Genomic DNA, 24,798 nt, shown 5'->3' with positions numbered 1-24,798 from the left:
ATAGAGTCACTGTGTCTTAGCAAAAAGGTGGTCAATGCCTGCTTTAAAGGATGGTTTACTCACTCAGTTCGCGTTTTGTGCACCTCAGCGTTTGCTGAGCGGTATTTGTGGTGTCGCGATATTAACGAGTTTAAGTGGTTGTGTAACGGAGACACGTTACGCCAACAATAACAAGCCTGTGGTGCAGAAGAAGACCAACAACCAAGATGCGGCTAAAACCCGTATTGCCCTTGCCTTACAGTACCTTAATACGGGTAACAATACTCAAGCAAAATATAACCTTGACCGAGCTTTAACCCTAGCCCCAAAATTACCTGAAAGTCACTATGCACTTGCTTACTATTTTGAGCAAGTTGGCGAAAATGAAAAAGCACAAAGCGCGTATATTAGCGCCCTAAAATATGGCCCGAATGATCCCAACACGCGTAACAACTATGGCGCTTTTTTATGTCGCATAGGCGATTACGATGCGGCGACGGAACAGTTTTTTAAGGCCATCGATATTCCCAGTTATTTGCGTGTGGCAGAGAGTTATGAAAATCTCGCTTTGTGCGCATTGCGTCAAGACAACTTTGACCTCGCGCTAGATTATTTGAAACGTGCTTTAGACCATAACTCGCAGCGTCAGTCTGTGTTGATTTTGATGGCCAGTGTGTTTTATGCAAAAAGTGAGTTACACCGAGCTGAAGATGTATTAAAGGTCTATGCCAATAAAGGGTTTGTATCAGCACGAGGAATGCTGCTTGAGCATTTATTGTCGGCCAGAATGGGTCGATTGCAATATGCCCAGGAATTAGAGACTTTGCTATTACAAACTTATCCAAGTTCTGTTGAAGCGCGTTTAGTACTGAATAATACATTACAGTTAAGTGAATTTGAGCAATTAAAAGAGCAATATAGAACTGCTCAACTCAATAAAATCACTCAACTTGATGAGAATCGTGTGGTGGCTAATCCTCAAATTAAGATAAAGCGAAAGGTACCAACTCCCGTTGTTGATAAAACGCAAAAACAGCCCAGTGAAAGGCCCACAGCCACGACTTTGACTGCTCGTTCTTTACTGACAAAAACACGGGATGATGTGCCACAAAAAGCTGAAATACAGCATCGCACTACAACAGTGACTGAGCCAGTTTCATCTGAGCCTCAAGTGTTCACGAGTGGTTCACGCTCAGTGAGTACAGTACCTTCCCGTGAAGTGACTAAGTTGGATGAGAACGTTATCAGTACAGCGACGGAAGAGCCGAAGGTACGTTTCTCAACAACGACTAAAAAAGCAGCCGACTCCGAGCAAGTTGTGTTTCACCGTATTGACCCGAGTAAAATAACGTTTTCGCAGCAACCACAAGTGCGTCATGTAGAGCATGATAGCTCTGGACGATTACTAAATGAAGAAGTACTACTTCCCGAGGTGCCAACGCATCGCATCGAAATGGGAGAAAACTTATTCAGTGTGTCTGTAAAATATAATATTAAGCTCGAAAAGTTGCTAAAATGGAATGCGTTGAAAAAGTCAGACAGGGTGTCCGTTGATCAAGTTATTTATTTAAATGACCCTAACACGACACATGCAATTGTCAAAGGAGAGTCATTGTTTGATATTGCAATGAAGCACAAGTTACTCATCGATGATTTGATGCGCTGGAACAGATTAACACCTGATGTTGCCCTAACGCCTGGGCGACGCATTTTAATAGTAGATCCCAATAACTATATCTTATGAATTTAGAAGAGAATGAAACGACGAGTGAGTCAATGTCACTCGGTCAGACCCTAGCAAAAGCCAGAGCTGAGCAAAACCTTAGTTTTGATGACATTGCTGCCCGTTTAAAATTAAACCATACGCAAATTACCAAGCTTGAAAATGATGAGTATCAGAGCTTGGGACCTGAAACATTTGTGCGCGGCTACGTTAAAAGTTACAGTGCGTTTTTAGGCTTGGAAAGTGAGCAAGTACTCGCGCTATATGAGTCGTCAGATATCCCTGAGCAAAAGCGAAATATGAAGAGCTTTTCAAGGCGCACTGAAAAAGAAGCCAACGATAGTCGATTGATGATCGTCAGCTATTTAATGTTAGTAGTGTTTGTTGGCTTATCAGCATTTTGGTGGTGGCAAACTGCAAGCAATGGCGATAGTTCTGATGACGTCAGCGGGTTAACTGAACAGGCTTCAGCGTCAAGTTCTGTAGCTGCAGCGCGTACTCTAGAGCGCTCAACTGGTTTGGATACGCAAGCAATCAATACACCGGTGCAAAACACCGACACCGCTAACTTGAATATGCCAGCATCAGAGCCGCAGCCCGTGATTGACAACACAATAGCGGAGGTTGTGCCAGGCGATGAGTCAGACTCCGGCGTTATGCCTGAGCGCACAGCTGAAGTTGCACCGATCGTCATTGAAGATAATGGTCAGAGTGTGCAGAACGAGCCAATTGCGGCTGTGGCTGTTGAATCAAATGCAACTGCGCTTGAACAAAGTACGGTTGTCATGTTTTTTGAAGAAGATAGCTGGGTCGAAATTTTTGATGCAACCGAAGAGCGCGTTGCATTTGGTGTAAAAAAGGCTGGATATACAATGACAGTGACAGGTCAAGCGCCTTTTTCTGTTGTTTTAGGCAAACATCAAGTGGTTAATATCGAGTTGGATGGTCAACCAGTCGATATTTCAGGGTTACCAAGAAACCGTTTAGCAAAGTTTAAATTACCGTTAGCAGAGTAGTCGTCATGTTTTCAGAATCTCCCATTAAACGAAGAAAATCTACACGTATCAACGTGGGTAATGTCCCCATTGGTGATGGCGCTCCAATTGCTGTGCAATCAATGACAAATACGGATACACTCGATGTAGATGCCACAGTAGCCCAGATCCGTGCCATTCAAGATGCAGGTGCAGACATCGTTCGTGTATCAGTACCAACCATGGATGCCGCTGAGGCTTTCAAAAGCATCAAAGAACAAGTTGATATCCCACTGGTTGCAGACATTCATTTTGATTACCGTATTGCGTTAAAAGTGGCACAGTATGGTGTTGATTGCTTGCGCATTAATCCTGGTAATATAGGCAGTGAAGACCGAATTAGAGCCGTTGTAGACGCCGCGCAAGAGCGAAATATCCCTATTCGAATCGGGGTAAATGGTGGCTCGCTTGAACGTGATTTGCAAGAGAAGTATGGTGAGCCAACACCAGAGGCATTGCTTGAGTCTGCGATGCGTCATGTAGAAATTCTTCAAAGACTAAACTTTGATCAATTCAAAGTGTCCGTTAAAGCGTCAGACGTATTTTTAGCGGTAGGCGCATATCGTTTGCTTGCCAAAGAAATTGATCAGCCCCTTCACCTTGGTATTACTGAAGCTGGCGGTTTTAGAGCGGGCTCTGTGAAATCAGCGGTTGGATTAGGCATGCTACTGGCTGAGGGCATTGGTGACACGTTACGTGTATCGCTTGCCGCTGACCCAGTACAAGAGATCAAAGTGGGTTTTGATATTCTAAAATCTTTGCGGATCCGTTCTCGTGGCATTAACTTTATCGCTTGCCCAAGCTGTTCAAGACAAGAGTTTGATGTTGTTAATACTATGAATCAGCTAGAAGAAAGGTTAGAAGATATCATCTCGCCTATCACTGTTTCTGTGATTGGCTGTGTCGTGAATGGCCCTGGTGAAGCACTCGTGAGTGACTTGGGCTTAGCTGGTGCGAATCGACGCTCTGGACTCTATATTAATGGTGAGCGTCAGAAAACACGAATTGACAATGACAATATTGTTGAGCAACTCGAAGAGCAGGTGCGAGACTATGTTGCAAAAAAAGAAGCGCAACCAAGCATAGACGTAAAAATCATTGAAGAATAAGCCTTTTGTAGGTTGAATTTATTTCGTTTACGTTTTAATCGAGCAGGGTATAATAGAGGCATTTACTCGTACCGTATTCAGGGTTTTATTGTATCCTGCGCTTGTAATTTTGAGAAAAGAATAGTTAAAAATTAGGAATTTCAGTGGCAAAGCAAATTAAGGCAATTCGTGGCATGAAAGATTGCCTGCCAGGCACGACTCAGATCTGGCAAAAAATTGAAGCGACATTAAGAGATACAATGGGCGCTTTTGGCTATCAGGAAATTCGTTTCCCAGTGGTTGAATCTACAGATTTGTTTAAACGTTCTATCGGTGAAGTAACTGATATCGTTGAAAAAGAAATGTATACATTTGAAGACCGCAATGGTGATACTCTGACTTTACGTCCAGAGGGGACTGCGGTGTGTGTACGCGCGGGTGTCGAAGGTGGCTTACTGTACAACCAAGAGCAAAGGCTTTGGTATATGGGCCCTATGTTTCGTCGTGAACGTCCGCAAAAAGGCCGCTATCGTCAGTTCCATCAGTTTGGTGTAGAGACTTTCGGTGTTGCCACTGCAGATATTGATGCTGAAGTTATTATCCTAACTGCGCGCTTATGGAAAGCGTTTGGTATCTCTGAGCATGTACGTTTAGAGCTAAACTCTTTAGGCTCTAATGAAGCGCGTGCGGCATACAAAGAAGTGTTAGTTGCATATTTAGAACAGCATAAAGATAGACTAGATGAAGATTCACTTCGTCGCATGTACACCAACCCGTTACGTGTTTTAGATAGCAAAAATCCGGAAGTACAAGCGGTTGTTGCTGATGCACCAAAGCTTTCTGAGCACTTGGATGAAGAGTCAGTACAACATTTTGCAAATTTATGTGAACGTTTAGACGCCGCTGGCGTCGAATATCAGGTTAATGAAAACTTGGTACGTGGTTTAGACTATTATAACCGTACTGTATTTGAGTGGGTTACTGATAGCCTAGGCGCACAAGGCACTGTTTGTGCCGGTGGTCGTTATGACGGCTTGGTTGAGCAACTCGGTGGCAAAGGCACACCTGCAGTTGGTTTTGCCATGGGTATGGAGCGTCTGGTTTTATTACTAGAAGAGCTTAACAGTGTTGGTGAAATTCGTCGCAATGTGGATGTGTATGTTGCTGCGATGGGTGATGCTGCAAGTATTCAAGCGCCTGCAATTGCTGAACAATTACGTGATGCAGTGCCAGGGCTGAGAGTACAAGTGCATGCCGGTGGTGGTAACTTCAAAAAACAACTAAAGCGCGCTGATAATAGCGGTGCAGTTGTTGCGCTTATTTTTGGTGAAGACGAAATAGCCAACGGTACAGTCACAATAAAGTATTTACGCGAACAAAAAGAACAATTGATCTTGCCAATGGCTGAAGCGCACGCCGTGCTAGCCGAATTGGTAGGGTAAGAGGTTAGAATGGAAATTTATTCAACAGAAGAACAACAAGCTGAAGCGATAAAGAATTTTTTTAGAGAAAACGGGACTTCGTTAGTAATTGGTGCTGTTTTGGGTCTAGGTGGATTATATGGTTGGAAAGCATACAACCAGAATCAAATTTCTTCAGCTGAAGCAAGCTCAGAAGCATATAAGTCGTTAATTGAGAGCGGTGAAGTGCTTTCGAAAAGCGATGCATTTTTAACAGAGAATGCGGACTCAAACTATTCAGTACTGGCGGCATTTGTCGCAGCCAAAGAAGCGGTTGATAAAGGCGAACTCGCACAAGCAGCTGAAAAGCTACAATTCATTGTCGATACTGTAAAAAGCCCAGAGTTAAAAGCAACTGCTGTACTTCGCCTAGCACGTGTACAAGTCGCTCAAGGCAATGCAGAGCAAGCCTTAACAACGTTGTCTCAACCTGTTCCAGCTGGCTTTAATGCACAAATTGCGGAAATCAAAGGTGATATTTACGTATCGCAAGGCGACAAAGATAAGGCGCGTGAGCATTATCAAACAGCAATTGATGCAGGTGGCGCAGAGAACAATGCGTTACTGCAAATAAAATTGGATGACTTAGCAATCGCATCTAACTAAGGAGTAGCCATGAAGAAGTTGACAATGGCCTCACTGGCATTGTGTATGGCATCGTTAATGGGTTGTTCATCGAGTGATGATGAAGAAGAGTTGGTGCTCCCAGAGATTGTCAATCAATTTGAACCTCAAACAGTTTGGCAAGAATCACTGGGCAATGGCGTTGAGCATTACTTTTCGCGTCTGACACCGACTGCGCATGGCGACCGTATTTTTGCTGCTGAGCGAAAAGGGCGAGTTGCAGCATATAATGCAGAAAGCGGTGACCAGTTGTGGGAAATTGATACGCGACAAGACACCTCAATTTGGCCTTGGGCTGACGATGACTCTGCAAAGTTATCAGGTGGTATTTTGCAAGCATATGGCAAAATATACATAGGTTCAGAGCATGGTGAGGTAATTGCACTTGACCGTGAAACAGGCGAATTAGTCTGGCGTAAGTCGGTGCCAGGTGAAGCGTTATCTTCACCAAGTGCTGGTGATGGCTTGGTTTATGTCAACTTGGGCTCGGGTAAGTTACTTGCTTTGCACCCAGATACAGGCGAAGAGCGTTGGAGCTATGAGCAAGAAGTCCCTGCTTTAACACTTCGTGGCTTGAGTTCACCTACATCTGCTAATGGCGGTGTATTGATTGGTGAAGAAAGCGGTAAGCTGAGTGTACTGATCGCTGAGAGCGGATTTACAGCTTGGAGCACGGATGTTGCACTGGCGGAAGGGGCATCTGAGTTCGAGCGCTTGGTTGATGTTGACACAAAACCTGTTGTATCCGGTGCGTATGTCTACACGATAGCGTATAATGGCAAACTTGCAGCCATTGATGTGCGTAATGGCAACGTAGTTTGGGATCGTGAGTACAGCAGCTATCGTGATTTAGCGATTGAATTAAATACTATTTACTTGGTAGATAGTGATGGTGTGCTCTATGCTCTAGATAAAGACTCAGGCACCGAGCGTTGGAGTCAAGCTGGCTTGAGAGGCTGGTATTTAACTGCCCCAGCGGTTGCCGGTAATTATGTTGTAGTGGGTGATCAGGAAGGTAACTTACACTGGCTTGATAAGCAAACTGGTGATTTAGTTTCTAGACAAGAGTTTGATAGTTCAGGCTTTTTTGTTGAACCCATTATCGTTGATGATAAGTTGATCGTATACACCCGAGATGGTGAGATCAGTGCGATAAAAATCCCTTAATCATCCCTGACGTAAAGGTTTTAGTAAGGCTTCGCACTGCGAAGCCTTTTGTTGTTTAAAGAAGAGGTAGTCTATGCTTCCTGTGATCGCTCTGGTAGGGCGACCAAATGTGGGTAAGTCCACATTATTTAATCGTTTAACGCGTACTCGTGACGCACTTGTTGCCGACTTTCCAGGTCTAACACGCGATCGTAAATACGGTCAGGCTGATTACGATGGTTACGAATTCATTGTTGTTGATACAGGTGGTATTGATGGCAGTGAGGAAGGCATTGAAACGGAGATGGCTGAGCAGTCGCTTTTGGCGATTGAAGAAGCTGATGTCGTGCTGTTTTTAGTAGATGCTCGTGCTGGTATGACAGCTGCGGATCAAGCTATTGCACAGCATTTAAGGAAGCAAGAAAAGAAAAGTTTCATTGTTGCCAACAAAACAGATGGCATAGACGCTGATTCTAGTTGTGCTGAGTTTTATCAACTTGCTTTGGGTGACATTCATCAAATTGCGGCTGCGCATGGGCGCGGTGTTACGCAATTATTGGACGCAACACTAGGTCCAACGATTGCTGAGCTTGCACAGCAAGAAGATGATATTGAACAAGACGATGAAAGTATTGCTGAACTTTACCTTGAAGGCGAAGAAGCGCCAGAAGAGGGCAAAACAGGTTTTGAAGACAAACCAGTAAAATTAGCGATCATTGGTCGCCCGAACGTAGGTAAGTCTACACTAACAAACCGTATTCTAGGTGAAGAGCGTGTTATTGTTTATGACATGCCAGGCACAACGCGAGATTCTATTTATATCCCGATGACGCGCAATGACCGAGAGTACGTGTTAATTGATACAGCGGGTGTTCGTAAGCGTAAAAAAGTCAGTGATGTTGTTGAAAAGTTTTCAGTGATCAAAACATTGAAAGCAATTGAAGACGCGAATGTGATCTTATTGGTGGTTGATGCACGAGAAGGTATTTCTGATCAGGACTTAAGTCTACTCGGTTTTGCACTAAATTCTGGTCGTTCACTGGTCATTGCTGTGAACAAATGGGATGGCTTGGATAACTATGTTAAAGAGCGTATTAAATCAGAGTTAGACCGCCGTTTAGGCTTTATCGACTTTGCTAGGTTACACTTTATCTCTGCGTTACATGGCACGGGTGTTGGTCATTTATTTGAGTCAGTTGATGAGGCTTATGAGTCTGCGACTAAGCGTGTCAGCACAGCGATGCTTAGACGTATTATGGATATGGCTCAAGCTGACCACCAACCACCTCTCGTACGTGGTCGTCGTGTTAAGCTTAAATATGCTCACGCCGGTGGTTACAATCCACCTAGGATTGTTATCCATGGTAACCAGGTACATGATCTACCTGATAGCTATAAACGCTATTTGATGAACTATTACCGAAAAGCGTTGAACATTATGGGCACGCCAATAAAAATAGAGTTCAGGGAAGGGGATAACCCTTACTCAGGTCGAACTAATAAAATGACCTTATCGCAAAAACGTAAACTGCGAGCGTTTACGAAAGAGCAGAGAAACAAAACATAATAAATGGCGCGTAATGCGCCATTTTCATTTCTACCATACCGTGCTTTCAATGAGTATGTGTATCAACAGCTTATTTTATTTCTACTGAGCTAGCAAAATAGTGCCATTGAGTTGATAGTAGTCTTTACGCTGCTCATTAATTATGCTTTATTAATGATATATTTGTTTAACATATTGTTGTGATGCATTTTCTTAAAACAGTCATTTATGTAGATGATGTCGAAGAGGTTTTGGATTTTTACTTTCAAGCGTTTGGACTCAGTGCACATTCTGTAACAGAGAATGGTGACTATGGAGAGTTGGATACAGGTAATGTCTTACTTGCGTTTGCGACGCATCCAGTTGCACAATCTCAGTTTAAACAAACGTATATTCGCTCTCAACCAAAGCAACCTGCTCTTGGGTTTGAATTGACGCTCGGTTGTGAAAATGTATCGAGTTGCTATGACAAGGCAGTTGCAGCTGGCGCTGAGCCACTATCTGCACCGTGTCAAAAAGGCGTACATATACAAGCATATGTACGCGCAATAGAAGGGACGCTTATTGCTTTAGTCAGCGAGTGCGCGAGCTAGGCTAACAGGTTCAATTTCAACGCATACATTGTCATCATTCCAATTAATTCCAACCAGTGCATTGTCATCTCTTAAATCCTCAACCCATTCGTCAAGGAATGGATCTAGGTCGATAGCAATGGGTTTAAACTCTTCCCATTCATCTTTACATTGCGCTTGTGCAGCGGCTTCGTCACCCCACAAGAGCAAAACATCAGATTCTTCAAATTGATTTGATTCAACAATGACAAAGCCGCCATCTTCAGCACCTAGTGCCCATAATTGCTCACTTTGTTTAACGACAGTGACAAAATTGACCACTTCAGATTCTAATTCAAGATCATTCATATTAGTTACCAGTAAAAAATTAACTGCGGGGATCCGTTTCTTGGGCGAATGCATTTTGCTGCCATGTTTCTAGATGCGAGAGTAGCCCATGTAAATGACTAATATCAGCTAGGTCTCTGAATCGGATCCAGTCTAGCAAGCAGTATAAACTGATCTGCAAATACTCGCAGTTCAAAAATACGTCTGTTGCACATTGCTTATCTAAATAAGCCAATGTTTCAGTTATACGCTCTCGCTGTAAATTAAAAAATAAAACATCTGATTGGGTGTCAAATCCTGAGCGTTGTCCAAGCAGTATCTCAATCAGTGAGTCATTACAGGCGTTGATGGTAGTAAGCAAGTTCTCTTGCTGCCAATTTAGATGTGGGAGAGAAAATTTATCTTGTAGATATCTGACAATCACATTTGAATCACATATCGCCTGTTCGGCACAGATTAAAAATGGAATTTTACGCGCAGGATTATGCTTGATGAGAATTTCTCTGTCTTGTGCGTTGAAGATATCAATGGGCTTATAATCAACGGTGAGATTGTGAATACCGCAATAGATTCTTAATCTTCTGACATAAGGAGATGTATCGGAGCCGTATAAAATCACAGTGTGTTCCCTCATAAATTATTTGTTTATGAGTGTAGCACGACATGGTTTCGAGTCAGAAAGAAGTTGATATTATATATTTTTGACTAAGTTAAACTTGAAAGAAATAAGGGTAGCTTATTAACTACCCTCTTGTTGTTTAGTCCTGACGGGACGTCACCTCAAGCAGGTGATACCCAAACTGTGTTTGTACAGGTCCCTGCACTTCATTTAACGGGGCAGAAAATACCACCTTATCGAATTCTGGTACCATCATTCCAGGTCCAAACTCACCAAGTGCGCCACCATCTTGCCCGGATGGACAATTAGAAAACTCTTTTGCTAAGTCTGCAAAGTCTTCACCGCCAGCAATCCGCTGCTTTAATTCTAAACATTGTGCTTCGCTATCTACTAAAATATGTCTTGCACTTGCTAATGTCATCTTCTCTCCATGCCTTGCCTGATTTTTATTCATACCTTATTCTAATGCAAAAGTGGTAAAAACGCATGCTTTTACCTGATTTGCTTTTCAATTGCACTGGTTAGCTCATCAGATAGCGGCTTAGTACGGCTGCCAAAGCGTTGAATTTCTTTTCTATCAGCAGAGACAAGGTACTTATAAAAATTCCACTTTGGTGATCCTACTTGCTCTCCCAGATGCTTGAATATTGGGTTAGCATCATCCCCGCGCACTGGGCTCGTCGCCATCATAGTAAATGTCACACCGTAATTGACGAAGCATACTTTTGCGGTATCCGCTTCATCATTTTCCTCTTGGAAGAAATCATCTGAAGGGAAGCCGACGACCACTAGGCCTTTGTCTTTATATTTTTGGTGAAGTGCTTCAAGGTCTTTGAATTGGCCTGTGAACCCGCAATTGCTTGCCGTATTAACCAGAAGCAAAGGTTTGTCTTTAAACTGGCATAGGTTTACTGTTTCTTTTGAGCGTAACTTTCTAACGTCAACATCAGTAAAGTCGTTACAATTTGCAAAGGCGAAAGGGCTGCTCAGTGCCAAAGCAAGGCTGATAATCGTTCTTTTTAGCATGATAAGTTCCGTTGTTTATTTTTATTTACGAGTGACAAAAGAAATAGTTCATTTTGTTAGAAAATTAGGGCCCGCTTTAATACGTTGAATCGTAAATTAATCATCATATCCGGGGCTATGTTAAGCACAGCTAGGTTATCACAAAAGATGGCAAAGAGTTATTACTCTATATTGATAAGGGTACTCAAGTCAGGAGCGGCTTTAAGGTGATATATGTATGTGCTTATACTGTGATGTATGTTTGATTAGTCCTTTGCATTTGCTAATTTGGGCTACACTAATCGATACCACGGAAAAAGGGTGTCGCCATGTCAAATAAGGTATTGATCATAGACAGTAATAGTGTGCTAGCTATGCGTATTAAAGTGTTGTTTGAATTGTTAGGCAGTGAAGTTGAGCACATTCATTATGAAACGTTAGACAGTCAAACTTGCTTTTCACACTTTGACGTCATTGCGATAGCACATGGGATCCCGCCTGAGTATTTTGAGGTTTTAGATGAGCTGAGTCAGCATGAAAAAATCATCTTGTTGGCGCCCAAGCCTGAAAACTCCGAGCACCTTACTGCATTTAGCCAACTCAATAGAGTGCTTTCCAACGCGATAGTTATTTACCCGTTCTTTGGTAATAAAGAAATCACGGGATTGTTAGAGCGAGTCCTCGAAATTGGTGAACAAGCACAATTATTGTTGCCTAAGGTATTACTGGTAGATCACATATCGACACGACTCAAGCAGCTTTCTATCAGCTTGCGTGGGGCACAGCTCGATGTCAAAACGGCAACTAACTCAAAAGAGGCGGGTCTGTTAGCAAAGAGTCATCATTTTGATTTATTAATTTGTGATTTTAATTTAGTTGATGAAACTGGATTGGATGTATTTGAGCAAGTGCGTTTGTATCACATCAACTGTCGCTGTTTATTAATGACCTCTCGAGAAAGCCAGGTAGATACGTTGAAAGCCATACGGCAGGGGGTTGAAGATGTGTTAACAAAACCCGTTGATGAAAATGCGCTCTTGCAATCACTTCACAAGCTTTGGCAAACGGAGCTGCTACGTCGACATAACCAAGAATTAGTAGAGCGTCTGCAAGATACTGTAGATGCATTAATTGAGCGTGATAGTTTGCTGCGCGTTATTTATAAACATACTCCTGACCCTATTATGTTGTTCAATCTCAAAGGGTTTGTGATAGAAGCAAATGATGCGTGTTTAAACTTATTTGGACTCAATGCGCAAGAGCTCGAGTCGCATTCTATTTTTAATCTATTTGAGCGCCAGTCTGTGGAAGCGCTGAAAAGTCGAATTGAAACAGGGCTCATCGCACGGCATTTCGATTGTGACTTAGTACTGCCAAGACAAGATAGCTTGCCTATTCCGTTAATGGGCACCTTCATCGAAATTGATCATCATGGCGAGATTGCACTGGCGGCTATTTTTAAAAATGTTGCTCATTTAAAGCGTAAGCAACAGTTGCTAGAAGAAGCCAAAGAAGTATTAGAAGCTGAAGTACAAGCGAGAACCTCACAGTTGCAATCAGCCAAAGAGGCTGCTGAGCATGCCAACATTAGTAAGTCTGAGTTTTTGGCTAATATGTCTCATGAATTGCGCACACCGATGCATTCTATTTTAAGTTTTGCCCGTTTTGGCTTAGATAAGTTAGCGGTAAATGAAGCGCCGATAGAAAAGTTAACCAAATACTTATCGCGTATTGAAACCAGTGGTGAAAGGTTGTTGTTGTTATTAAATAACTTACTCGATTTATCTAAGTTAGATGCTGGACGTTTTCCATTTAACCCGGCAAAACATAACTTTGTATCCATTCTTGCTGAAGGGGTAGAAGATGTGTCTGGGTTGGCAATGGAAAAGTGTATTTCTATCAATCTGCATGCGCCTGAATCTGGGGTAAACATCGAGTGTGATAGAGATCAAATGGTCCAAGTGGTCAGAAATTTACTTGGCAATGCGCTTAAGTTTAGTCCTGAGCAGAGCCATGTTGAAGTCTATTTGTCTCAAAGAGAAGATCAAGTCTGTTTAACAATTTGCGACCAAGGGGTTGGGATCCCAAGTGATGAACTGGAGCATATTTTTGATAAATTCGCACAAAGCAGCAAGACCAACAGTGGGGCTGGCGGAACTGGGCTAGGTTTAGCGATCTGTAAAGAGTTTGTGCTGTTACACAAAGGCTGTATTTACGCACGAAATAGTGAAAGTGGCGGTGCTGAATTTGTTGTTGAGCTACCCAATTTAAAGGGTGACTAGCGACAAGCTAAATCAGTGACTATAACTATAGGAAAGGAGCACAAGGAACTTAAATTATGGCATTACAAAGAATTTTAGCAGTGGACGATGAGCCATTTAACCTCGAAATTATTGAAGAAATCTTAGAAGATCTAGACTTTGAAGTGCAAACTGCCACCAGTGGACAAGAATGTCTTGAGATTGTTGAGTCTTATGACCCACAGGTCATATTACTGGATGTGAGTATGCCGCAAATGAGCGGCTATGAAGTATGTAAAGCCATCAAAGCCAATCCAAGCTTGAGCCATATTATTGTGATGTTTGTCTCTGCTAGAGGCTCGGTTGAAGAGCGCATGGAAGGGTACTCCGTTGGCGCGGAAGATTATATTGTCAAACCATTTGGTCATAGTGAGCTCAAAGCAAAATTGCTGCATTTAGGGCAAATGTTGTTAGAAAAAGATATTCTGGAGCAGCAAATAGAAGATGCGACCACAACTGCTTTCAGTGCGATGGCTACAAGCAGTGAAATGGGGCAGATTGTAAATTTTGTTGAGCAGGTTGGTACTATTCAAGATGTTTCTGAGTTGGCAAATGCATTGATTAACTGTCTTGCGAATTTCGGTCTGAGTTGCAATATAGAAATGCGAGTTGATAGTGATAAGCTACACTTTTCTACCGCCGGACTATGCTCACCAATTGTGATAGAGTTGTTTGAAATTTTACATTCCAAAGGGCGGTTACATGAGTTTACCAATCGAATTTTGGTGAATTATGAGCTGTTAAGTGTACTCATACTCAATATGCCGTCAGATGATCCAGATAAACATGGACGAATACGAGACCATATTTGCTTTATTGTTAGTGTTACCGAACAGCAGTTGCTATCTATATTGACTAAAAATACCTTGATAAACCAACAGCGGGAACTCAATAGTGCGATAAAAACGATCCACAGTAAGTTTACTGGCCTGTTGTCGATGCTCAATAATAACCGCTCTCAAAATGAGGCTATTTTTAAACGGCTGCAAGAGTTATTTGAATCTCGTATCCCTTCTATGGGACTAGATGAAGACCAAGAAGTGTTTATTTTTACCCACATTGATGAAGCAATTCAAAGCTCAGTTGCAAGAGAAGAAGCCATTGCCCAAGTCAAAGATGCATTTGCAGAGATTGAGCAGGATCTATGCAATTTGACAACGGATGAGCAATGACCGCGGTCTTGCTTTGCTTAGGCGTCCCGAGGCAAGCCTTTTTCAACGATGCGAATTAGGCGTGCTTTTTTACGTTCGTCATGTAGTTTGAGCTGTTGTTGTTCAAGTGCCCAGTGTATATGCTCTTGAACCAGCTCACTCACATGTGGCAGCTTTTCGGTGAGTGCAGCGATTATCTGTTCGTCATAATTTGCATTGCCAAGCCCAACAGCTAAATTACGTTGCCATCTTTCATGGCCTATACGTCTTATTGGGCTGCCCTCGGTATTTTTTAAGAAGGTACTTTCATCCCATGCAAACAATTCTAATAACTCTCGATCTTTAAGCGTTTTCCTTGGGTGAAAGTCTTCTTCGTCGGTCAATTGTCCGAAACGATTCCAAGGGCAGACGAGTTGGCAGTCGTCGCATCCATAGATACGGTTGCCTAATAATGGACGAAACTCTTCAGGAATAGCGCCTTGTAACTCAATCGTAAGATAAGAAATACAGCGTCTGGCATCGACAACATAAGGCTCTACAATTGCCCCTGTTGGACATAAGCTAATGCAGGCGTTGCACTTTCCGCACCCTTCTTCTACCTGCTTTTGGTCAGGTGGCAGTGGTAAATCGACAAATAACTCGCCAAGAAAAAACCATGAGCCGGCTTGTTTATGAATCAGTAAACTATTTTTACCGCGCCAGCCAAGCCCAGCTTTTTCGGCGATCTGCCTTTCAAGCACGGGCGCTGAGTCGACGAATGGACGAAAACCATATTGGCCAACTTCTTGCTCAATACGTTGGCCCAGTTTTTTTAGTCGGTTGCGCAAAACCTTGTGATAATCGCGTCCAAGTGCGTAGCGACTGATATAAGCGGTTGTGCTATTTTTTAAGGCGCGAGCAAAGCTGGCATCAGGTGGGAGATAGTTCATTTTTACTGAGACAATACTTTTTGTGCCAGGCACTAATTCTGCTGGTCGAGCACGTTTCATACCATGTGCCGCCATATACTCCATCTCTCCGTGATACCCTAAATCCAGCCAGCGTTGGAGTTGCTGTTCATGTTCACTGAGGTCAATATCGGTGATCCCAACTTCAGCAAAGCCTAATTCTTTGCCCCAACACTTAATTTTTTCGGCAAGTTCAGTATAGTTAATAGTAGATATGGCTTTATTCACGGAATGTCTATTTTGCAAGGTCAATACACTCATAATTTACCACAAATTGCTTATTGCGCCCAAGAAGTAAAGCTGCATGAGGAACAGGCAGCGCTCAACTCTGGTACGACATTAAGCGAATTGATGCAGCGAGCGGGTCACGCGTTATTTGAATTAGTACGCAATAGGGCCGTCAAAAATATTTTAATTTTTACAGGCAAGGGCAATAATGCCGGTGACGGTTTTATGCTTGCAAAGCGATGTTTACATGCGCAAATTCATGTCACAGTGTGTGCGCTATTTGAACCGTCTTTGCTCAAAGGAGACGCCGCAGAAGCTTATCAGCTGTTTTGTCGCAGTGGTGGTCGTGTGGTGTCGCTGCGTTCGTGCATTGATCACAGCTATGATGCCATTGTTGATGCGGTATTTGGCACTGGATTTCGAGGAGCTTTACCTGAACCGGTTAAAGAAGCATTCAACTACTTTAAATCTAGTAAAGCTTGGAAGTTAGCGGTTGACATCCCAAGCGGGGTGAATGGCACAACGGCAGAGGTATCACCAGATAGCTTTCAAGCAGATACAACGTTGACATTTATTGCGCTCAAGCAAGGCATGTTGACTGGCAATGCACCGAACCTGTGTGGTGAGTTATTGTTAGCTGACTTAGGCATTGCGGATGCATTTGCTGAACTATCTCATACTAATTGTTGTTACCCTGGTGGCAAATACTTACGCTCTTTACGTCCTGTTCGAGCGGCTGACAGTTATAAAAACCAATGTGGCCATGTATTACTTGTGGGTGGCGGAAAAGGCATGGCAGGGGCTATTCGACTAGCGGCAGAAGCTTGCTTAAGAACAGGGGCTGGGTTGGTAAGTGTGGCGACGCACCCTGAAAATCAATCTGCTGTTTTACATGGCCGCTATGAGTTAATGGTGCATGGTGTTGCAGTCGCAGCGGAATTAGAAGCCCTACTTAATAAAGCAGATGTCGTAGTAATTGGCCCAGGGCTTGGTCAAGATGCATGGGCGAAAAAAATGTATGCTGCGGTTAAAAAATATCAAGGGTTAGTTGTCTGTGATGCGGATGGACTCAACTTACTTGCTCAGTCCCATCTGCCATGGCATCGCGCAATATTAACGCCTCACTTTGGTGAAGCAAAACGCCTGTTGGGAAATTCAACCTTTAATACTTCTAAACGGTTCGAGATGGCTGAGCAACTTAGTGCAGAGTATGCGGCTTGTATCGTTTTAAAAGGTCCGGGAAGTTTAATCGTTGATGGAAAGAGAATAAATATTAACCGCTCAGGATGCTCAGCTATGGCTAGTGCTGGGATGGGAGATGTATTATCTGGTATAATCGCTGGTTTATTAGCACAGGGCTTAAGCCGATTTGAAGCGGCGACGCTTGGTGTGTATATTCATGGCCTTGCAGCTGAGCAGGCAGCTCGAGATGGGCAGCTCGGTACGTTAGCAAGTGATTTATTTGTCCATATTAGAGGTATTATGGGATGAGCCAAAACAGTACTTTAACGCTTTCTTTGGCCAATGAAGAAGCGACTGTCGAGTTAGGTAAAAAGCTTGCATCTTCAATTGTTGAAGGTGCAGTGTTTTATATGCATGGTGATTTAGGTGCTGGTAAAACAACCACGACTCGAGGAATTGTGCAGGGGCTTGGGCATACGGGCAATGTAAAAAGTCCAACCTATACACTCGTAGAGCCCTACGAATTGCCTGAAAAGTCAGTTTATCATTTTGATTTATACCGCTTAGGCGACCCTGAGGAACTTGAGTTCATGGGGATCCGTGATTACTTTGCTGCTGATGCGGTATGTATTGTTGAGTGGCCAGAAAAAGGTCAAGGTTTTATTCCTGAGCCAGATATTGATATTTATCTTGCTTATGATGGTGATGCGAGAAAGGTGACTTTAAAAGCGCATAATGAACGTGGGCTGCAGGTATTACTGACTATTGGTAGTTATGCGTAGTGTTATCATTAAATATAGCTATTTAGTTACAATGTTTGTGCTGCTGATGTTTGCAGCACAGGCATTTGCAAAAAACACCATAAAAAATGTGCGAATTAGCCCATCGGCTGAAAGTACACGGGTGGTGTTTGATTTATCAAAAAAACCTGAGTTCAGCTACTTTGTATTGCAAAAGCCACTGCGTCTGGTGATTGACTTTGAGAATACAAAGCGACCTCCTACATTACCGGCAATCCCAAAGAAGCACCGTATTATTAAAAAGATGCGTTATAGCTCACCAAAAAAGCGTAGTAGTACACGGGTTGTATTTGAATTAAGTCGCCCAACAAAGCCCGTCATTTTTCCCTTGGCCCCCACAGGTAAGAGTTCTGATAGATTAGTTGTTGATCTATATGGACAAAAAAAGCCGCCAGTAACTAAAACCGCGAGTACAAAACGAAGTAGTAAGCGCGATAGAGATATCATTATCGCCATTGATGCAGGCCACGGCGGGCAAGACCCGGGCTCTATTGGCCCAACAGGCACGTATGAAAAGCATATTACGCTACAAATAGCCAAGCGACTGGAAAGGTTAATTAACAAACAGCCGGGAATGAAGGCGCAATTGACTCGCTCAGGGGATTACTTTTTAAAACTCAATACACGCACAGCGAAAGCGCGAAAGAAGCGTGCAGACTTCTTTGTTTCAATTCATGCGGATGCATTTTCTAGCCCTCGTCCAAGAGGTGCCTCTGTGTGGACCTTGTCATTGCGTCGTGCCAATTCAGAAATTGGTAAGTGGCTTGAGAATAGAGAAAAGCAATCTCAATTATTGGGTGGTGCTGCTGGGGTGATAAAAGACACCGCAAATGAAAAGTATCTGGCTAAAACGTTGCTCGATATGTCTATGGATCACTCCATGACAACCGGGTTTCAGGTCGCTGAAAAAGTGGTGGACGAGTTACAGAAAGTCACCAAGTTACATAAAAAGCGGCCGCAAGCTGCAAACTTTGGGGTGCTAAAATCACCTGATATCCCTTCTATTTTGGTGGAAACAGGGTTTATTTCGAATCCTCAAGAAGAAAAGCAATTAAAAACGGCTTATCATCAACAGCGATTGGCCAACGCCGTATTTACGGCCATCAAGCGCTACTATCAGAAGAATCCGCCCGATGACTCTTTATTTGCTCGATTGAAAGAGAAAAAGCCTTTAAAGCATAAAGTGAAACGAGGGGAGTCATTGAGCGTTGTTGCGGCGAGATATGGCACCACAGTATCAGCACTAAAGCGTGCTAATCGGTTGAAAAATAACGTATTACATATTGGTCAAGTGCTGACTATTCCCAGGGCGTAAAACATGGCTATTGAGATTTTACCAGCGAGGCTGGCTAACCAAATTGCAGCAGGTGAAGTAGTTGAGCGTCCTGCATCCGTAGTTAAAGAGCTAGTAGAAAATAGCATTGATGCAGGCGCCACCCGCATCCAAGTTGAAATAGAGCGAGGCGGTCATAAGCTCATTCGGATTCGAGACAATGGCTCTGGAATTTACAAAGACGAATTGGCGCTGGCATTATCTCGACATGCAACTAGCAAGCTCAAAAATTTAGACGATCTTGAAGCGATTGCTTCTTTGGGCTTTAGAGGTGAGGCACTTGCGTCGATTAGTTCCGTATCAAGACTTACATTGAGCTCTAAACCTGAATCTCAAGATACAGCATGGCAAGCGTGTGCGGAAGGGCGGGATATGGCTGTGCAAGTTCAACCGACAGCGCATCCAAACGGCACCACTATTGAAGTCAAAGATTTATTTTTTAATACACCGGCTCGTCGGAAGTTTCTGCGTACGGAAAAAACAGAGTTTAGCCATATTGATGAATTGGTTAAAAGAATCGCGTTGAGCCGTTTTGACGTGGCGATTACGCTAACACATAACCAAAAGGTGGTGCGTCAATATCGGGCGAAACAAGATCCGCGAAGTATCGAAAGGGTCGCGCAAGTTGCTGGGAGAGTATTTCAGCGTGAAGCGAGCTTTATTGAATCCGGTTATGAAGGGTTAGAGCTATATGGGTGGGTATTGCCCCTTGGTAGTAATACGCAGCCACAATACACGTATGTGAATGGTCGCATGATGCGAGATAAGCTGATTCTGCACGCGATCAGACAAGCTTTTGAAGAGGCGACGGGCAGTCCCGAGACACCTGGTTTTGTCATTTATCTCGAATTAGACCCAAGACAGGTTGACGTGAATGTTCATCCAGCCAAACATGAGGTGAGATTCCACCAAGCTCGGTTAGTACATGATTTTATTGTTCAAGCTGTAAAGCAAGTTGTAGAACCCAGATCTTCAGCCTTGCCTTATACCCATATCGATGACGATGTAGCACCTGAGCCCAGTCTTGCGCTCAATGAGCCAAACATTGCAACGCATCAAGAAGAGCAACATCAATCCTACCGGACACCGCTGCAACAAGAAACATCAGCAACACCTATTCCTAATATTTCAATGCCAAGCTCAAGTGTGGCTAACTTTGAGAGCAGTGGGCGGCAAATGAACGGCACTAGTCGTTCAAATTATCATGCGCCGCGCAGTGATTTGGGTTCATCTTCTGGTCAGACGAAACAAGTTAATGTAAATCAGCTTTATCAAGCTTTCACAACTGAGGCTGACAATCGTCCTGTTAAGAACGTAGAGTCGACTTACAATACTCAAGCCTCAAAAGGCGATACAGAACAGATCATTACACAGACGCACTGGATGGCATTACCGGAAGGGGCTGTGTTACTACAAGATGAAAACACGCTATTGGTTGGTCATACTCGTGAAGGGCTCTTGTCGTTATGGTTGGAGCAAATTGAAACGGATGGCACATTATTAGGTAAAGCTTTGCTGTTGCCCGTGAGAGTGAGTCAAGATAAGCAAGAAGCGCAAAGCTTCGAAAAAGTGAACTCTTGGTTGACGTTATTAGGCTTTGATCTGAGCTTTCAAGGCACGCATGTGATGGTGAAAAAGTTACCTGTGAGCTTATATAGCTTGGATGTCGGCCAATGTATTTCCCTGCTTGTTGAAACATGTGTTGAGCATCAGAGCGCGTTAGATAATTTAGACTTTTGGGTTGAATGGCTGTTTAAAAATACACCACAAGGTTATTTTGCATCGCAGCATTTTCTGAAAGTACGTGAAAAAATGCTAAAAAAACCAAAAAGCAGAGCAGCAATTATGGCAAAAGCCGTTAAAATAGAGCCAAAATATATTTTAGATTTATTACCAAAAGGGTATTAGTTTGCAGAATAAACCCGTTATTACGCTGATGGGACCAACCGCAGCAGGAAAAACTGCACTGGCCATTGAGCTATGTAAGCATTTAGATACTGAGATTATCAGTGTTGACTCTGCGCTAGTATACAAGGGTATGGATGTTGGTACCGCGAAGCCTGACGCAGACGAGCTCGCTCAAGCACCTCATCACTTGATAGATTTGATTGACCCTCGAGAGAGTTATTCAGTTGCAGACTTCCGCCGCGATGCGATTGCGCTGATAGATAAACTTCATGCACAAGGCAAGGTGCCCGTTTTGGTCGGAGGCACCATGATGTATTTCAAAGGACTCATAGAAGGACTATCTCCTTTACCTGAGGCATCTGAAGTTGTTCGAGCAAAGCTTGAGCAAGAAGCGTCAGAAAAGGGCTGGCCAGCTTTGCACGAGGAGCTTGCGCAAATAGACCCAGAAGCTGCTGCGAAAATTTCTGAAAATGATTCGCAGCGAATTAATCGTGCGCTTGAAGTGTACCGTATAACAGGCAAGCCCATGTCGTTATTGCAAAAGCAAAAACAACCTGAGCTGCCTTATACTTTTTATCAGTTTGCCATTGCACCAAATGATCGTAAAATATTGCATGAGCGAATTGAGGAAAGATTTAAAATAATGCTTGATCAAGGGTTTAAAAACGAAGTTTTGACCCTATATAATCGAGATGATTTGCATCCAGATTTGCCTTCTATACGTTGTGTTGGATATCGGCAAATGTGGGAACATTTAAGCGGTGAATGCGATTACGATGAAATGGTTTTCAGAGGTATAGCCGCTACCAGACAACTTGCAAAGCGACAGTTGACCTGGCTTCGTAGTTGGCCAAATGTAACTTGGCTAGAGACCGGAGAGCAAGAAAACTTGCAACGAATTTTAAGTTCGCTAAGCTAATAGTAGTTGAACCAATAATTTGTTTTAATTTATTCAACTAACTCAACATAATAACACCTAGAACGAAGGATAAGAAAATGGCAAAAGGCCAATCGTTACAAGACCCGTTTTTGAATGTCTTGCGTCGTGAGCGCATTCCAGTTTCAATTTTTTTAGTTAACGGCATCAAATTACAAGGCAAAATCCAGTCTTTTGACCAATTTGTGATTTTACTTGAAAATACCGTAAACCAAATGGTTTACAAACATGCTATCTCAACGGTTGTTCCTGCTAGAGCTGTCAATTTCCAGAATACACAAGGAAATGAAGGCGCAGAACAAAACGAAGATGGAAATTTTTAATAGATATTAGGAGCATATTGCTTGTTTGACCGTTATGAAGCCGGCGAACAGGCAGTCTTAGTGCACATAGAGTTTCCTAACGAAGGAGATCGAGAAGATCTGCAAGAATTGGAAATGCTAGTATCTTCTGCTGGTGTTAGTAGCGTGGCGGTTGTGCAAGGCAGCCGTCAAGCACCGCATCCCAAGCTATTTGTAGGCACGGGTAAAGCAGAAGAAATTGCCGAGATTGTCAGAACTTATAAAGCAGACGTCATTATATTTAATCACCAACTCAGTCCTTCTCAAGAGCGAAATTTAGAACATGTTTGTCGCTGTCGTGTGCTTGATAGAACGACTCTTATCCTAGATATTTTCGCACAGCGTGCGCGAACACACGAGGGTAAGTTGCAGGTTGAGTTAGCTCAGCTAAGGCATATTTCAACACGCCTGATCAGAGGGTGGACGCACTTAGAGAGGCAAAAGGGTGGCATTGGCTTACGAGGCCCTGGTGAAACACAGTTAGAAACGGACCGTCGACTACTTAGAGAACGTATTAAGAGTATTCGAAAAAGGCTTGATAAAGTAGCCGTGGTTCGAGAGCAGGGGCGCAGAGCAAGAAGCCGAAATGAAATTCCGACCGTATCACTGGTTGGCTATACGAATGCAGGCAAGTCCACGCTGTTCAATCGAATTACTAACTCTGACGTATACGCTGCTGACCAGCTATTTGCGACGCTTGACCCTACGCTGCGTAAGCTAGACATAGAGGATGTTGGGCCAGTAATTTTAGCTGATACTGTTGGTTTTATTAGACATCTACCTCACGATCTCGTTGCAGCGTTTAAAGCAACATTAACAGAGACGCGTGAAGCAGATTTACAACTCCATGTTGTTGATGTTGCTGACCAAAGAAGAAAAGAGAACATTGAACAGGTACAATCGGTTTTAGAAGAAATTGAAGCCGATGAGATCCCTCAGCTATTGGTCTATAACAAAATAGATTTAGTGGAAGAGATCCAACCAAAGATCGATAGAGATGAAAATGGCGTACCAATTAGAGTGTGGCTATCAGCGCAAGCTAATACAGGTATTGAGTTACTGTCACAGGCAATCTCTGAATTGCTTGCAAAAAAGATGTTTTGCAATCAGCTTGTTGTCCCTCCTGCTTTTGGGAAATTACGCGGGGCACTATTCAATCTGAATGCGGTTTGTGATGAGAGTTATGACGAGTTAGGTAACTGGCTGCTTAATGTGAGACTGCCTCAAGCTGATTGGGAGCGGTTGAAAAAAGAGCAAGGGCCGGAAATAGAGCAGTTTATTGCTTAAAGTTGAAAAAATTACTAATTCAGCCTAATTCGCTATAAGAATGCGGCAAATTTTGTTAGATTTAATTTAATTCATTTTATAACAATGGAGTATAGCTATGGCCTGGAACGAACCGGGTAATAATGGCAATGATAACGACCCGTGGAAAAATCGCGGTGGGAGAGATCAAGGGCCACCAGATCTGGACGAGGTATTCCGCAAGTTTAACAACAAATTCGGCGGAATATTTGGCGGTAAGCCAGGAAATAATAAAAACGGCATTGGTGGTGCAGGGATCACCTTCATCTTCATCATTGCTTTAATTGTATGGGCACTAAGCGGTATCTACACCGTGAAAGAAGCCGAACGAGGCATCGTACTTCAGTTCGGTCAATTTGACCGCATCGCTGAGCCAGGTTTACGTTGGAAAATGACCTTCATTGAACGTGTTATTCCAATTGACATCGAGGCTGTACGTTCTTTGTCAGCATCAGGCTTTATGCTAACTGAAGATGAAAACGTCGTTAGTGTTGAGTTTGAAGTTCAGTACCGTGTAGTTGACCCGACTTTGTATCGCTTCAGCGTTACAGATGCCGATCACAGTTTACAACAAGCGCTAGATAGTGCACTACGTTATGTTGTAGGTCACTCTCGCATGGACCAAGTACTGACAACAGGTCGTGAACTTGTTCGTCAACGTACATGGGACGAGCTAAACGAGATTATTGAGCCATATAATCTTGGTCTAATTGTCACAGACGTTAACTTTAAAGACTCTCGCCCACCTGCAGAAGTTAAAGATGCATTTGATGATGCAATTGCTGCACAAGAAGATGAGCAACGTTTCATCCGAGAAGCAGAGGCTTATGCAAGAGAGATTGAGCCAAGAGCACGTGGTCGAGTGACGCGTATGACTCAAGAGGCTGAAGGTTATAAAGAGCGTATTATACTGGAAGCGCAAGGTGAAGTAGCTCGTTTTGAAAAGCTACTACCTGAATATGCAGCAGCAAAGCAAGTAACTCGTGAGCGTTTGTATATCGAAACGATGGAAGAAATCTTAGGCCGTAGTTCTAAGGTGATTGTTGATGTGAAAGGCGGCAATAACATGATGTACTTGCCACTTGATAAGATCATGCAGCAGTCTCAATCGTCTTCACCTGTTACCCTGCCAAGTCGAAATGACATTAACCAGTTACGTCAAACGCTGGGTCAGTCTCAAAATAGCAGTGTGAATAGTAGCAGTGATAGATTTTCACAAGATCGCTTTAACAGCGGGAGATAA

Annotated in this window: 23 protein-coding genes; 18 read left to right on the top strand and 5 right to left on the bottom strand. The window is 43.1% G+C overall.

All coding sequences use genetic code 11. From position 1 onward, the window contains the following. Positions 1 to 34 precede the first annotated feature (34 nt). From pilW to N477_RS02025, 8 genes are all read left to right on the top strand, one after another. Positions 35 to 1,723, top strand: a complete 1,689-nt coding sequence (pilW, locus tag N477_RS02060; RefSeq protein WP_081216376.1) for a type IV pilus biogenesis/stability protein PilW — start codon at positions 35 to 37, stop codon at positions 1,721 to 1,723. Continuing rightward, positions 1,720 to 2,718, top strand: coding sequence for a RodZ domain-containing protein (locus N477_RS02055; RefSeq protein WP_063360961.1), 999 nt, complete (start codon positions 1,720 to 1,722; stop codon positions 2,716 to 2,718). Before pilW ends, N477_RS02055 begins: the two co-directional genes overlap by 4 nt. 5 nt (positions 2,719 to 2,723) lie before the next feature. After that, positions 2,724 to 3,845: a flavodoxin-dependent (E)-4-hydroxy-3-methylbut-2-enyl-diphosphate synthase gene (ispG, locus tag N477_RS02050; RefSeq protein ID WP_039611838.1), complete on the top strand. Its 1,122-nt coding sequence runs from the start codon at positions 2,724 to 2,726 to the stop codon at positions 3,843 to 3,845. Positions 3,846 to 3,988: 143 nt separating this feature from the next. Beyond that, positions 3,989 to 5,266, top strand: coding sequence for a histidine--tRNA ligase (hisS, locus tag N477_RS02045; RefSeq protein WP_081216375.1), 1,278 nt, complete (start codon positions 3,989 to 3,991; stop codon positions 5,264 to 5,266). 9 nt (positions 5,267 to 5,275) lie between these two features. Continuing rightward, positions 5,276 to 5,890, top strand: coding sequence for a YfgM family protein (locus N477_RS02040; protein ID WP_063360960.1), 615 nt, complete (start codon positions 5,276 to 5,278; stop codon positions 5,888 to 5,890). A 9-nt stretch (positions 5,891 to 5,899) separates the two neighbouring features. Then, a complete protein-coding gene (gene bamB / locus N477_RS02035; protein WP_063360959.1) occupies positions 5,900 to 7,075 on the top strand; it encodes an outer membrane protein assembly factor BamB in 1,176 nt (391 codons plus the stop codon). A gap of 73 nt (positions 7,076 to 7,148) precedes the next feature. Further along, positions 7,149 to 8,621 carry a ribosome biogenesis GTPase Der gene (der, locus tag N477_RS02030; protein ID WP_063360958.1) on the top strand — a complete coding sequence of 491 codons (1,473 nt, stop codon included), beginning with the start codon at positions 7,149 to 7,151 and terminating at the stop codon, positions 8,619 to 8,621. A gap of 182 nt (positions 8,622 to 8,803) precedes the next feature. Further along, positions 8,804 to 9,193: a VOC family protein gene (locus N477_RS02025; protein WP_063360957.1), complete on the top strand. Its 390-nt coding sequence runs from the start codon at positions 8,804 to 8,806 to the stop codon at positions 9,191 to 9,193. Here the strand turns inward: N477_RS02025 and N477_RS02020 are convergent. From N477_RS02020 to N477_RS02005, 4 genes are all read right to left on the bottom strand, one after another. After that, positions 9,170 to 9,520 (bottom strand): DUF2750 domain-containing protein, encoded by a 351-nt coding sequence (locus N477_RS02020; RefSeq protein WP_063360956.1) that lies wholly within the window; start codon positions 9,518 to 9,520, stop codon positions 9,170 to 9,172. The genes N477_RS02025 and N477_RS02020 overlap by 24 nt on opposite strands. Before the next feature lie 19 nt (positions 9,521 to 9,539). Next, complete coding sequence (locus N477_RS02015) at positions 9,540 to 10,118, bottom strand: glutathione S-transferase family protein (RefSeq protein ID WP_063360955.1); 579 nt, start codon at positions 10,116 to 10,118, stop codon at positions 9,540 to 9,542. A gap of 139 nt (positions 10,119 to 10,257) precedes the next feature. Further along, entirely contained in the window at positions 10,258 to 10,539 is a 282-nt protein-coding gene (locus tag N477_RS02010; RefSeq protein ID WP_063360954.1) for a peptidylprolyl isomerase, read from the bottom strand. Positions 10,540 to 10,610: 71 nt separating this feature from the next. Continuing rightward, positions 10,611 to 11,144 (bottom strand): glutathione peroxidase, encoded by a 534-nt coding sequence (locus N477_RS02005; RefSeq protein ID WP_063360953.1) that lies wholly within the window; start codon positions 11,142 to 11,144, stop codon positions 10,611 to 10,613. Between the two features lie 308 nt (positions 11,145 to 11,452). Here N477_RS02005 and N477_RS02000 point away from each other — a divergent pair, with 308 nt between their 5' ends. After that, positions 11,453 to 13,405, top strand: a complete 1,953-nt coding sequence (locus N477_RS02000; RefSeq protein WP_063360952.1) for an ATP-binding protein — start codon at positions 11,453 to 11,455, stop codon at positions 13,403 to 13,405. 56 nt (positions 13,406 to 13,461) lie between these two features. Beyond that, complete coding sequence (locus N477_RS01995) at positions 13,462 to 14,595, top strand: response regulator (RefSeq protein ID WP_063360951.1); 1,134 nt, start codon at positions 13,462 to 13,464, stop codon at positions 14,593 to 14,595. Between the two features lie 17 nt (positions 14,596 to 14,612). On the opposite strand, the gene queG is transcribed toward N477_RS01995, so the two are convergent. Continuing rightward, complete coding sequence (gene queG, locus N477_RS01990; protein WP_419555228.1) at positions 14,613 to 15,749, bottom strand: tRNA epoxyqueuosine(34) reductase QueG; 1,137 nt, start codon at positions 15,747 to 15,749, stop codon at positions 14,613 to 14,615. 3 nt (positions 15,750 to 15,752) lie between these two features. Between queG and N477_RS01985 the strand changes: the two genes are divergently transcribed. From N477_RS01985 to hflK, 8 genes are all read left to right on the top strand, one after another. Further along, on the top strand, positions 15,753 to 17,240 hold the full coding sequence (locus N477_RS01985) for an NAD(P)H-hydrate dehydratase (RefSeq protein ID WP_063360950.1): 1,488 nt from the start codon (positions 15,753 to 15,755) through the stop codon (positions 17,238 to 17,240). After that, positions 17,237 to 17,713, top strand: coding sequence for a tRNA (adenosine(37)-N6)-threonylcarbamoyltransferase complex ATPase subunit type 1 TsaE (tsaE, locus tag N477_RS01980; protein WP_063360949.1), 477 nt, complete (start codon positions 17,237 to 17,239; stop codon positions 17,711 to 17,713). The genes N477_RS01985 and tsaE overlap by 4 nt, the downstream gene beginning before the upstream one ends. Beyond that, positions 17,706 to 19,046: an N-acetylmuramoyl-L-alanine amidase gene (locus N477_RS01975; RefSeq protein ID WP_063360948.1), complete on the top strand. Its 1,341-nt coding sequence runs from the start codon at positions 17,706 to 17,708 to the stop codon at positions 19,044 to 19,046. Before tsaE ends, N477_RS01975 begins: the two co-directional genes overlap by 8 nt. A 3-nt stretch (positions 19,047 to 19,049) precedes the next feature. After that, positions 19,050 to 20,972, top strand: coding sequence for a DNA mismatch repair endonuclease MutL (gene mutL, locus N477_RS01970; protein ID WP_063360947.1), 1,923 nt, complete (start codon positions 19,050 to 19,052; stop codon positions 20,970 to 20,972). Between the two features lie 28 nt (positions 20,973 to 21,000). Next, complete coding sequence (gene miaA / locus N477_RS01965) at positions 21,001 to 21,891, top strand: tRNA (adenosine(37)-N6)-dimethylallyltransferase MiaA (RefSeq protein ID WP_063361147.1); 891 nt, start codon at positions 21,001 to 21,003, stop codon at positions 21,889 to 21,891. A gap of 77 nt (positions 21,892 to 21,968) precedes the next feature. Further along, positions 21,969 to 22,232 carry an RNA chaperone Hfq gene (hfq, locus tag N477_RS01960; protein ID WP_039611821.1) on the top strand — a complete coding sequence of 88 codons (264 nt, stop codon included), beginning with the start codon at positions 21,969 to 21,971 and terminating at the stop codon, positions 22,230 to 22,232. Between the two features lie 21 nt (positions 22,233 to 22,253). Continuing rightward, positions 22,254 to 23,537, top strand: a complete 1,284-nt coding sequence (gene hflX / locus N477_RS01955; RefSeq protein ID WP_063360946.1) for a ribosome rescue GTPase HflX — start codon at positions 22,254 to 22,256, stop codon at positions 23,535 to 23,537. Between the two features lie 97 nt (positions 23,538 to 23,634). After that, the gene (gene hflK, locus N477_RS01950; protein ID WP_063360945.1) at positions 23,635 to 24,798 is read left to right on the top strand and encodes an FtsH protease activity modulator HflK; all 1,164 of its coding nucleotides are present in this window, start codon (positions 23,635 to 23,637) and stop codon (positions 24,796 to 24,798) included.

Source organism: Pseudoalteromonas luteoviolacea H33-S (genome assembly GCF_001625695.1).
In the GTDB taxonomy this organism is placed as follows: domain Bacteria; phylum Pseudomonadota; class Gammaproteobacteria; order Enterobacterales; family Alteromonadaceae; genus Pseudoalteromonas; species Pseudoalteromonas luteoviolacea_B.
The sequence above is the reverse complement of the archived record's forward strand: the minus strand, read 5'-3'. Positions and strand labels throughout refer to the sequence as shown.

Bases quoted from the DNA above. Each gene is read 5' to 3' on its own strand.
- mutL (WP_063360947.1), top strand. From the start codon at position 19,050: ATGGCTATTGAGATTTTACCAGCGAGGCTGGCTAACCAAATTGCAGCA.
- N477_RS02020 (WP_063360956.1), bottom strand. From the start codon at position 9,520: ATGAATGATCTTGAATTAGAATCTGAAGTGGTCAATTTTGTCACTGTC.
- N477_RS02010 (WP_063360954.1), bottom strand. From the start codon at position 10,539: ATGACATTAGCAAGTGCAAGACATATTTTAGTAGATAGCGAAGCACAA.
- N477_RS01995 (WP_063360951.1), top strand. From the start codon at position 13,462: ATGGCATTACAAAGAATTTTAGCAGTGGACGATGAGCCATTTAACCTC.
- bamB (WP_063360959.1), top strand. From the start codon at position 5,900: ATGAAGAAGTTGACAATGGCCTCACTGGCATTGTGTATGGCATCGTTA.
- N477_RS02000 (WP_063360952.1), top strand. From the start codon at position 11,453: ATGTCAAATAAGGTATTGATCATAGACAGTAATAGTGTGCTAGCTATG.
- hfq (WP_039611821.1), top strand. From the start codon at position 21,969: ATGGCAAAAGGCCAATCGTTACAAGACCCGTTTTTGAATGTCTTGCGT.
- der (WP_063360958.1), top strand. From the start codon at position 7,149: ATGCTTCCTGTGATCGCTCTGGTAGGGCGACCAAATGTGGGTAAGTCC.
- N477_RS02005 (WP_063360953.1), bottom strand. From the start codon at position 11,144: ATGCTAAAAAGAACGATTATCAGCCTTGCTTTGGCACTGAGCAGCCCT.
- N477_RS02055 (WP_063360961.1), top strand. From the start codon at position 1,720: ATGAATTTAGAAGAGAATGAAACGACGAGTGAGTCAATGTCACTCGGT.
- N477_RS02040 (WP_063360960.1), top strand. From the start codon at position 5,276: ATGGAAATTTATTCAACAGAAGAACAACAAGCTGAAGCGATAAAGAAT.
- hflK (WP_063360945.1), top strand. From the start codon at position 23,635: ATGGCCTGGAACGAACCGGGTAATAATGGCAATGATAACGACCCGTGG.
- N477_RS01975 (WP_063360948.1), top strand. From the start codon at position 17,706: ATGCGTAGTGTTATCATTAAATATAGCTATTTAGTTACAATGTTTGTG.
- ispG (WP_039611838.1), top strand. From the start codon at position 2,724: ATGTTTTCAGAATCTCCCATTAAACGAAGAAAATCTACACGTATCAAC.
- miaA (WP_063361147.1), top strand. From the start codon at position 21,001: ATGGGACCAACCGCAGCAGGAAAAACTGCACTGGCCATTGAGCTATGT.
- N477_RS01985 (WP_063360950.1), top strand. From the start codon at position 15,753: ATGTCTATTTTGCAAGGTCAATACACTCATAATTTACCACAAATTGCT.
- pilW (WP_081216376.1), top strand. From the start codon at position 35: ATGCCTGCTTTAAAGGATGGTTTACTCACTCAGTTCGCGTTTTGTGCA.
- N477_RS02025 (WP_063360957.1), top strand. From the start codon at position 8,804: ATGCATTTTCTTAAAACAGTCATTTATGTAGATGATGTCGAAGAGGTT.
- tsaE (WP_063360949.1), top strand. From the start codon at position 17,237: ATGAGCCAAAACAGTACTTTAACGCTTTCTTTGGCCAATGAAGAAGCG.